Annotated in this window: 13 protein-coding genes; 5 read left to right on the top strand and 8 right to left on the bottom strand. The window is 37.0% G+C overall.

Annotated features, from left to right (window positions below):
* Nucleotides 1-448: 448 nt before the first annotated feature.
* The 8 genes from ACFIMX_RS02530 to ACFIMX_RS02495 form a co-directional block, all read right to left on the bottom strand.
* The gene (locus ACFIMX_RS02530; RefSeq protein WP_375693982.1) at nt 449-877 is read right to left on the bottom strand and encodes a hypothetical protein; all 429 of its coding nucleotides are present in this window, start codon (nt 875-877) and stop codon (nt 449-451) included.
* A gap of 288 nt (nt 878-1165) precedes the next feature.
* Nucleotides 1166-2377, bottom strand: a complete 1212-nt coding sequence (locus ACFIMX_RS02525) for a hypothetical protein (protein ID WP_375693981.1) — start codon at nt 2375-2377, stop codon at nt 1166-1168.
* Entirely contained in the window at nt 2367-2717 is a 351-nt protein-coding gene (locus ACFIMX_RS02520) for a DUF1376 domain-containing protein (protein ID WP_375609790.1), read from the bottom strand. Before ACFIMX_RS02520 ends, ACFIMX_RS02525 begins: the two co-directional genes overlap by 11 nt.
* Nucleotides 2707-3075: a DUF1376 domain-containing protein gene (locus tag ACFIMX_RS02515; protein ID WP_375680415.1), complete on the bottom strand. Its 369-nt coding sequence runs from the start codon at nt 3073-3075 to the stop codon at nt 2707-2709. The genes ACFIMX_RS02520 and ACFIMX_RS02515 overlap by 11 nt, the downstream gene beginning before the upstream one ends.
* Nucleotides 3075-3542 carry a crossover junction endodeoxyribonuclease RuvC gene (locus ACFIMX_RS02510; RefSeq protein WP_375680414.1) on the bottom strand — a complete coding sequence of 156 codons (468 nt, stop codon included), beginning with the start codon at nt 3540-3542 and terminating at the stop codon, nt 3075-3077. Before ACFIMX_RS02510 ends, ACFIMX_RS02515 begins: the two co-directional genes overlap by 1 nt.
* 59 nt (nt 3543-3601) lie before the next feature.
* On the bottom strand, nt 3602-3826 hold the full coding sequence (locus ACFIMX_RS02505; protein ID WP_375614284.1) for a hypothetical protein: 225 nt from the start codon (nt 3824-3826) through the stop codon (nt 3602-3604).
* Between the two features lie 10 nt (nt 3827-3836).
* The gene (locus ACFIMX_RS02500; protein ID WP_375693980.1) at nt 3837-4469 is read right to left on the bottom strand and encodes a hypothetical protein; all 633 of its coding nucleotides are present in this window, start codon (nt 4467-4469) and stop codon (nt 3837-3839) included.
* 10 nt (nt 4470-4479) lie between these two features.
* Nucleotides 4480-4719 (bottom strand): helix-turn-helix domain-containing protein, encoded by a 240-nt coding sequence (locus tag ACFIMX_RS02495; RefSeq protein ID WP_375607547.1) that lies wholly within the window; start codon nt 4717-4719, stop codon nt 4480-4482.
* 87 nt (nt 4720-4806) lie between these two features.
* On the opposite strand from ACFIMX_RS02495, the gene ACFIMX_RS02490 reads away from it, so the two are divergent.
* The 5 genes from ACFIMX_RS02490 to ACFIMX_RS02470 all read left to right on the top strand — a co-directional run bounded on the left by ACFIMX_RS02490 (nt 4807) and on the right by ACFIMX_RS02470 (nt 8173).
* On the top strand, nt 4807-5160 hold the full coding sequence (locus tag ACFIMX_RS02490; RefSeq protein WP_273791732.1) for an XRE family transcriptional regulator: 354 nt from the start codon (nt 4807-4809) through the stop codon (nt 5158-5160).
* A gap of 214 nt (nt 5161-5374) precedes the next feature.
* A complete protein-coding gene (locus tag ACFIMX_RS02485) occupies nt 5375-5794 on the top strand; it encodes a hypothetical protein (protein ID WP_375680412.1) in 420 nt (139 codons plus the stop codon).
* Between the two features lie 48 nt (nt 5795-5842).
* On the top strand, nt 5843-6580 hold the full coding sequence (locus ACFIMX_RS02480) for an antA/AntB antirepressor family protein (protein ID WP_375693979.1): 738 nt from the start codon (nt 5843-5845) through the stop codon (nt 6578-6580).
* A gap of 140 nt (nt 6581-6720) precedes the next feature.
* On the top strand, nt 6721-7548 hold the full coding sequence (locus ACFIMX_RS02475; protein ID WP_375693978.1) for a recombinase RecT: 828 nt from the start codon (nt 6721-6723) through the stop codon (nt 7546-7548).
* Between the two features lies 1 nt (nt 7549).
* Nucleotides 7550-8173 (top strand): lambda exonuclease family protein, encoded by a 624-nt coding sequence (locus tag ACFIMX_RS02470; RefSeq protein WP_375614774.1) that lies wholly within the window; start codon nt 7550-7552, stop codon nt 8171-8173.
* Nucleotides 8174-8304: the final 131 nt, after the last annotated feature.

Raw genomic sequence — 8304 nt, 5'->3', positions numbered from 1 at the left:
AGATTCAATATAGCCACCAAGTTGACCAGCTTTAACATCACCAAAATCTCTTAACGCCTTAATGCGATAAAGTTTCTTACCCTCACGAAGAATTGTTTGATTTGTGAGTTGATATTTTGGAGATGTTTCTTGATTTTTTACTGTAGCTTTCATGCTGATACCTATTCGTTTAAATTAGTTTCTTATTGACACCCTATAAGGGCGCCGGGTGCTAAGAAACACGGCGAATAGTCCGTCGTTACACTTTTCTCATAAAGAGTATTGTATGGTGTAACCACACCCGACATAATCGTTATATGCCAATAACAGCATAAAAGAAAGTCAGTATTTAAGAAATGGGAGAAACCTTTTCGTGGTTTATCCGCTATTCGCTAAGTGTTTCTTAGGCACTTACTGACCTTAATAAACGACCTTTTCTTTAAAGTCAATACGTATTTTTTATTTTTTTTCACTTTTTTTCATTTTGATAATTACCTAATTGAATATCAAGTGCTTTTTCTAGTTCACGGTCTATATCATAAGCTTGTGAATAACATCTCTCACCTTCATTTGTAATTTCACAAATCAACTGATCTTTCTCTGTACGTTTTTTGATTTCCCTATTCACCTCGTCTATCAACGCTTCACAACTCAATACGCTTTTCGGAATACCGCCCCCATAAATCCACGCTTTCACTTGAGCCTTGGTACTGTAATCAACATTCTCAGGCATCTCATGATACTGACCACCGTCAAATTCTTCATATTCTCTTGTACCATCATCATATTCGTAAAGATTGTAAAAATACTCTGCTACCCCTAATCCCCATGGTGCATATCCAACCGCTGTTGCAACGAACTTTTTTCCCCCCTTCTGTTTACGTTTTTTTAAAAACATTTGGTTTAATATCCCCTATCTAAATCCATAACTTTACCAATGGGTTTATTTGCCTCAAAATGGACCGCACAGAAGCGTTTTTAATTTCAATGTATTTTTATCGCAAAATCTTTAAATCGCTCTGTACGGTGCCTTTCTGTCAATTTAAACGCATGTCTATTCTCAAAATCATCAGCAAACTTCACTACTTTGCTGTTTATCCTTCAATGCTTTTAAATACGATTTCATTATGTAGCAAATAAACTAATAGCCTCTCTACTCCTGATGCATTCTGATCCATACGTGTCTTTAAGCGTAAATCGCTGTTAGGGGTATGCTAAATCTTTCTGACAGTCTGTTTGAAAAGATGTTTGACGGTGGTTTATAACATGCGCTTTCATATAGTTTTTTCACTTCTGATTTTACGTGTTTCTTAGTTACCAATCCATATTTTGGATGCGTAATCCAATTATCCCAAGCGCTTTGCCAATCGCGTTCATTTGCATTTCGACATGGATTGGTTTTTGAAAAGCGTACAAATTTTTCAAATTCTGATAAGGCTTCATCATGCGTTAATCCTTGTTCAATTGCGTATTGAAAATCGGGTTTGAAATCTTCTAGTATTCTTTTAACTTCTTGTTTTTCCCTTGTTTTCTTGGTTTCTTCAAAAAAGTTTGCTTTCTCTGGAAAATAAGCAGGCATTATCTTATCAACGATTTCTGAAAGTTGTTTACCAACCTTTTTAACTTTTCGTGAAGGCAATTTCTCAATCATCGCTTCGTCAATTTGCCATCGGTTGTTAGCTTCATTGGAAAGATTAATATTTTGCTCGTGAATGATTGGTTGTTTGGTTTCTATCGTTTTGATTTGTCCTGATTGAACATCATCACACTCGATTGCCTTTTCAACAAAATCGTTTGTTTCTAAATTTTCAAAATCAATTTCTCTTTTTGATAAAATAATATTTTTTTTGTTATTGTTATTGTTATTGTTATATATATAGGCATCATTAAGCATCGCTTTAGCATCATGCTTAGCATGCTTAGCATAATTAAGCATCGTTTTAGCATCATTAAGCATTGCTTTAGCATCGTTTTTATCAGTATTTTCAGCAACTTGAGCATCATCACAAGCATAAGTTGTATGTTTATCCCATCTTGCCTGCGCTGCTTTCTTTGCTCTCTCCGATAATCTCTTTGATCGTGATGTTTTTGATACCTTTTCTAAATTCTCATTAGAGTTATTGAGCTCTTCCTCAACATCTAAATTCCATAAGCGACCATCTGCTAAACGAATGAAATATCCTTCTTCAAGCAAAACATTCAGTGCCGCTTCAAACTTCTTCACTGAATAACCAGTGTAATGAGATAAAACTTTAATATTATAAAAAAGAGGTTCACCAGTACGCAACATACGTAACCGTAATCGCATATAGATATTGCCCTCTACAGCAGGCAAATAATCAACAACTATTGCCCACTGGTCTGCAAAAAGCCTCGTCCATGGCAACTTAGTTGACATACTTCACCTCCCTTTCTCCATTATTATTGCAAGTGAAATTATCTAGCTCTTCAGTGACGTTTTTGAGTTCTTTTTCAACTTCTGAATTCCACAACCCACCATTGTCTAAACGTATGATGAATCCATCTTCAATCAAGGAATTCAAAGCTGCTTCAAACTCTTCTACTGGATAACCAACCCAAAAAGCTAATACCGTTAAGTCCTTTAAAATAGGTTCACCAGTATGGAGCATTAGAAGTCGCAACATGACATAGATACATTTCTCGGTCGGCGACAAAAAAACAAGAGTAAGAAGCCATTTGTATGCAAAAAGCCTCGTCCATGGTAATTTACTGGACATGTATTGCCTCCTCTCTTTTCTTACTCCACCTTGCTAAAGCTGCTTTTGAAACTCTTTCTGAATATTTTCTTTGAACACTTTGATCAAAAGCTAATGACTTATGCCATAAGCGCCTATTCTCTAAACGCGTAATAAGACCCATCATTATTAAAGTTTCTAACGCCTTTTTAAACGTTTGCACTGAACACCCACACCAACCCGATAAACAAGACGCATAATTGATAAGAGGCGCTTTTCTATTATTCATTAGCAACACAAGTGTTGTATAAACAGCCTTCTCTGTCGCTTTTAAACTTGTAAGCTCTTTTAAAAACTGATCTGTATTAAATTTTACAAACGCCACTTTATTGTTGGACATCACTCTAAGATCTCCTTCTCTTTAACCAAATATAAAATTGCTAAAGCATCTGCTTCATTATCATCACATGGCTTGTATCCTTTAAGACACATTGCCTCTATCATCTCTTCTTTCGACGCATTCCCCTTCCCCGTCATCGCTTTCTTAATCGTACTTACTGGTATCCCCTCATAGGGTATCTGATGCTGTTCACACCACGCCGTTAACGTTGCTAACAAACCGCCGTAAACATGCGCCGCATCTGTACCTTTATGACGCCTCACCTCTTCAAAATACACCGCGTCAATATCACCTGCTGTATGCTTTATTTCTGATAGCCATTGCTTAAAACGCAAGTAACGCATTCCACCGCCTTCAAAACGGCGCGATTGAAAATTCACGGTACCACTGAACATGTCACCACTTGCACCACGTATCGCCCACCCCATCTTCGTACCTAGATCAAAACAAAGAATCGTGTTACTCACCTCGCATCTCCATACAAAACGTATTTTATAGGGATATTTTTCCACCCAGAAAAAATGCTTCAAACTAAGTTTTGACCAGAATTTTTGCTATCTTTTGAAGAAGAGAAAATGTTAGAAGGAGATAATTTTTGAATTATCTGTTCTTGCCTCCATATTTTTTCATTTTTCTTAATTATTTCCTTTTTAACTATTTGTAATTCTTTATAAAATAGATAAAGTTGAATAGCTAATTGAATATTTACAGCTATAGATACTATTAAACCAGTATACGATCCTGCATTCATCTCTATCTCCTTACTTACCCTTCTTCTTACTCTTCTTATTCTTATGAGGCGGCGCTTTTACTGCTTCATCACGCGGCTTAAGCTCTTGCTTCAGTTCTTTAATTTCCTTGTCACGTTCTTCAATTTCCTCGTCGTCACGTTCTTCTATCTTTTGTTTAAGTTCTTTAATTTCCGTATCACGTGATTGCACATCTTCTTTTAGTGTCCGTATCTTTTCACTTTTCCGTGTAAAATCTTCTCGATACGCATCTATCTTTTGCTTCAATTCTTTAATTTCCGTATCACGTGATTGAACATCTGCTTCGAGTGTCATTACAACTTCACTTACATTTCTGAACGCCTTTTCATGCTCTTCAGTCTTTTGTTTCAGTTGTTTAATTTCCTCGTCACGTTCTTCAATCTCTTGCTTCAGTTGTTTAATTTCCTTGTCACGTTCTTCAAGATTCGCATCACATTCATCAATTGTCTGCTTGCTTTCCTTTAAATACCTAAACTCATTCTCTTTCATTTTTTTCTTAATATCTTGAACCTGCTCTTTAAGTGCTTTAACTTGATCGCGATAATGCAATGCAATACGAAACATCACTCCGCTTAAGAGCAAAACTGAAACCACTGCTATCCATAAAATTTCATTCGAACTCATTTTGATCTCCTTAATGCTGCAATCTATCGACCTTCTGATCAACAACGCAGCTCTTGCAAATTTTCGACATTGAGGGGTGTTGCTCTTGATCGCATAAAGATTTTAAAAGATAAGCCACTGCTCCTCTTGAAGGAACACCATATTTTTCCCAACGCCATACTGTTGATTTGTTAACGCCTAATAACGCTGCCATTTCGTCCAGCGTCAGATTAAGGCGTTTGCGTATTTTTTTTGCTTCTATCTTATTCATAAAATTAAGTGTGCAATGTGCACAGAAAAAAGTCAAGTCGAAAAGCACACATAATATGTGCATTATGAATGGAAAGGAGTTGTCAGAATGCAAGAACAAAAACCCGACCAAGCTATACGCTTAACAGAAGCAAGAATTGCCAAAGGATTTAAATCTGCCCGAGCCGCAGCTCAATATTACGGCTGGCCATATTACACTTATATACAACATGAACAAGGAGTTCGCGGCATCAATAAAGCCGCAAGTCGATACGCAAAAGCTTTTAACGTAAGTACAGGTTGGTTATTGACTGGTGAAGGACAGGGTATAAAAACAAAATCTACAACTGCTCTTTCAGACCGCGAACTTCAAGAAGAAGTTTTTAACGCTCTAAAAAATATATCTCCTGAAAAAAAGCAGTGGCTTCTTCGCATTTTAGATACTTTAAAAGACGAAGAATAATAATTAACCTTCTTTTTTTATCTATACTAAGCTTATTCACTGCCTCCATTATAAGGTTATCAATATCATCCATTTTATATATCCCAAAATAATATAACACTCACTAAATATGTTCATATTGCACATTTTATTGTTGACATATGTGCAATATGCGCATACATATGTTCCATATCTTAGAAAATAACTTTTGCCAATAGGCTGTATGGAGGCATTTGTGAATAAACCAGTGTTTATAAATTCTGATGAAATTCTCTTAGTCATCTGCGAAAATGAAGAACAAAATCTCGCTAAATCTGGTCCTTTCTTAGAAGAAAAGGACATGATCAATTTTATCGACCAAACCGATAATGCTGTCCAAATTTTGCGCGTAGAACCAACGACTAATCGTTGCGAAGATATCTCTGAAGATATTGCCGAATTCTATCTTAAAGAATGTGAAGAGCAGTGTTTCAACGGAAACATTCCTCACGATTTTATTCTACACAGCACAGCATACGGTTTTTTTTTAGAAGAAATCGAACAGCAGCGATATGAAGATGAAACTTACGGTACTTATGAACAGCAGCACCGTTTAACTCTTTCGGATGTCATTCCAAACTACCCACACTATACACACTACAGAGGGCGTTTCTAAAAGCGCCCTCCTCTTTCCTCTTATTCAATGATCGGATGGAGTAAACTTATGAATAATCCTATCGCTATTGCAAATAACACGGTTAACGGAGAAGACGTTCAAACAGTAAACGCACGTGAATTACATGCCTTTTTGGAGAGTAAACAAGATTTTTCTACGTGGATAAAAAAGCGTATCATGACCTATGCTTTCCTTGATGGAAGGGACTTTATTCGCTTCCACAAAAAAATGGAAGCGAACAATGCCATAGCAGTAGAATACTATCTTACCTTAGACATGGCGAAAGAGCTTGCCATGGTCGAGCGTAATAAAAAAGGAAAGCAAGCAAGAGAATACTTTATCGAATGCGAGCGGCGTGCAAAGCAAGTTGTTACACCACAAATCGATTACTCAAGTCCACAAGCGATGATTGGCTTTTTGAATTACCTACAAGGTCAAATAAATCAAAAAGATACCATCATTGAAGATTTAAAACCAAAAGCAATGGCTCTGGAAAGCTTGCAACGCTCTGATGGGCTCTTCGGTCTTATTACAGCTGCTAAAATTCTTGAAATGCAACCCAAAAAGTTCATTCTCTTCTTACAAGAAAAAAGATGGGTATATCGAATTACTGATGGCGCTCCTTTGCTTCCTTATCAAGATAAAATCCAAAAAGGACTAATGGATTGCTCAACCCACATCATTCAAACAACAAAAAAGGCAGAAAAAGTCATTCCTTGCGCAAAAATCACCACAAAAGGCATGGGACTGCTGTCTCAAGAGATTAAAAGACAAAACATGCATTAAGAGAAATAAACCATGGAAAAGAAATACGAACGACTAATCTTATAGTATCTCTATAAGCCGTTTCTAACACCGAAAAACCAACTTTTAACACAAGCGTGATTCACGCCACGGGGGAATTGCGCGCAATGTAGGAAATCAAGATGAAAAATTCTACTTTTTTAAACGAAATGGCAGAAAAATATGGATTTTCTGCTGAAGAATTTCGAACCACAATCATAAAAACTTGTATTGGAGATAAAAATGCTAATGTCATCACTGATGCAGAATTTGCCGTTTTTCTTTTTGTTGCCAATACTTATGGACTTAACCCTTTAACAAAAGAAATCTATGCTCTCCCTAAAAAAGGCGGCGGCATCATACCCGTTGTTTCTATCGACGGTTGGATAAAGATCATCAAATCAAATCCTGACTTTGATGGCATGACCTTTCAAGATCAACTCAATGATGATGGGAATATCATTGCTATCAAATGTGCTATTCGTCTCAAAGGCATTAAAGACCCTATCGAAGTCACCGAATATCGCAAAGAATGCGAACAAGGCCACAGTGACCCTTGGAAAAAATACCCCGCACGTATGTTGCGTCATAAAGCCACTATACAATGTGCTCGTTACGCTTTCGGTTTGTCCGGTATTTATGAAGAAGATGAAGCAAAACGTATCAATGAAACAAACCATAACGTACAAACGAAGTTAGTTTCTTATGATGTGCTTACGCAAATCAAACAATTAATAAACATCACTCAAACAGAAGAAGAAAAAGTGCTTCAGTATGGACGAGTCCAAAAGCTTGAAGATCTTCCTGATGAAGTAGCACAAAGGATTTTGGATGTTTTGCAAAAGAGACAGCATGAAAAAGAACAATCTTTCCTACAACAAAAGCAAATAGAGGCGCCTATACAAGATGCCGAATATATTCACGTCCAAGATATCGAATATGCACCACAAGAACAAAGAACGGCGGTGTGAGATGGAACAAAGAACAGCAGAATGGTTCCAAGCACGCTTGGGTAAAGTCACCGCATCAAACATTTACAACATACTCAATAAAACTACAAAAGGATTGCCTACGAGCAAATATGAAGACTACAAAATCAAACTCATAACAGAGCGCTTAACAAGAGAAACAAGCCCCTATTATGAAACTGAAGATATGAGATGGGGTATCGAACATGAAGAAGATGCCTTGAGAGAATATGGCTTCATTCATGATGCCGATATAACAAAGTGCGGCTTTATCCAACACCCCACAATAGAAATGGCGGGGGCTAGTCCTGATGGTCTCATTGGAGAAGACGGTTTAATCGAAGTCAAATGCCCGAGATCAGTAACACATATGCGCTTTTGTATAGGTGACGAAATCAAACCAGAATATCACGCACAAATGCAATTCCAAATGGCTTGTACAGGACGAAAATGGTGTGATTTCGTAAGTTATGATCCACGTTTTACGGGGGAATTCTTTCACTTACGCATGAAAGTCAAGCGTGTTCTCCGTGATGATCAACAAATTGAACAGATCAATCAAGCTGTCCAAGCCTTTTTAGCAGAGATAGAACGAGAGATAAAACAACTCTCAACAAAAGCTGCTTAACCTTATGGGGATGTTGTCTAACGCATATCTACAATCACCCCCGCCCTTTTACATAAGGAAATTAAACGTGTGTAACATCAAACATATTATCATACAGCCTGCTAAAGATGAGGAATTTTGTTTTTTTACCA

Origin of the sequence: Bartonella sp. AD24XZML, assembly GCF_042196485.1 — a bacterium.
Classification (GTDB): Bacteria; Pseudomonadota; Alphaproteobacteria; order Rhizobiales; family Rhizobiaceae; genus Bartonella.
Note: the sequence above shows the minus strand (reverse complement) of the source record. Positions and strands in the feature narration are given on the sequence as shown.

What these genes read in the sequence shown, in the direction of transcription:
- ACFIMX_RS02525 (WP_375693981.1), bottom strand. Translation starts at nt 2,377, where the DNA reads ATGTCAACTAAGTTGCCATGGACGAGGCTTTTTGCAGACCAGTGGGCA.
- ACFIMX_RS02495 (WP_375607547.1), bottom strand. Translation starts at nt 4,719, where the DNA reads ATGAATAAGATAGAAGCAAAAAAAATACGCAAACGCCTTAATCTGACG.
- ACFIMX_RS02515 (WP_375680415.1), bottom strand. Translation starts at nt 3,075, where the DNA reads ATGTCCAACAATAAAGTGGCGTTTGTAAAATTTAATACAGATCAGTTT.
- ACFIMX_RS02500 (WP_375693980.1), bottom strand. Translation starts at nt 4,469, where the DNA reads ATGAGTTCGAATGAAATTTTATGGATAGCAGTGGTTTCAGTTTTGCTC.
- ACFIMX_RS02470 (WP_375614774.1), top strand. Translation starts at nt 7,550, where the DNA reads ATGGAACAAAGAACAGCAGAATGGTTCCAAGCACGCTTGGGTAAAGTC.
- ACFIMX_RS02505 (WP_375614284.1), bottom strand. Translation starts at nt 3,826, where the DNA reads ATGAATGCAGGATCGTATACTGGTTTAATAGTATCTATAGCTGTAAAT.
- ACFIMX_RS02480 (WP_375693979.1), top strand. Translation starts at nt 5,843, where the DNA reads ATGAATAATCCTATCGCTATTGCAAATAACACGGTTAACGGAGAAGAC.
- ACFIMX_RS02520 (WP_375609790.1), bottom strand. Translation starts at nt 2,717, where the DNA reads ATGTCCAGTAAATTACCATGGACGAGGCTTTTTGCATACAAATGGCTT.
- ACFIMX_RS02475 (WP_375693978.1), top strand. Translation starts at nt 6,721, where the DNA reads ATGAAAAATTCTACTTTTTTAAACGAAATGGCAGAAAAATATGGATTT.
- ACFIMX_RS02530 (WP_375693982.1), bottom strand. Translation starts at nt 877, where the DNA reads ATGTTTTTAAAAAAACGTAAACAGAAGGGGGGAAAAAAGTTCGTTGCA.
- ACFIMX_RS02490 (WP_273791732.1), top strand. Translation starts at nt 4,807, where the DNA reads ATGCAAGAACAAAAACCCGACCAAGCTATACGCTTAACAGAAGCAAGA.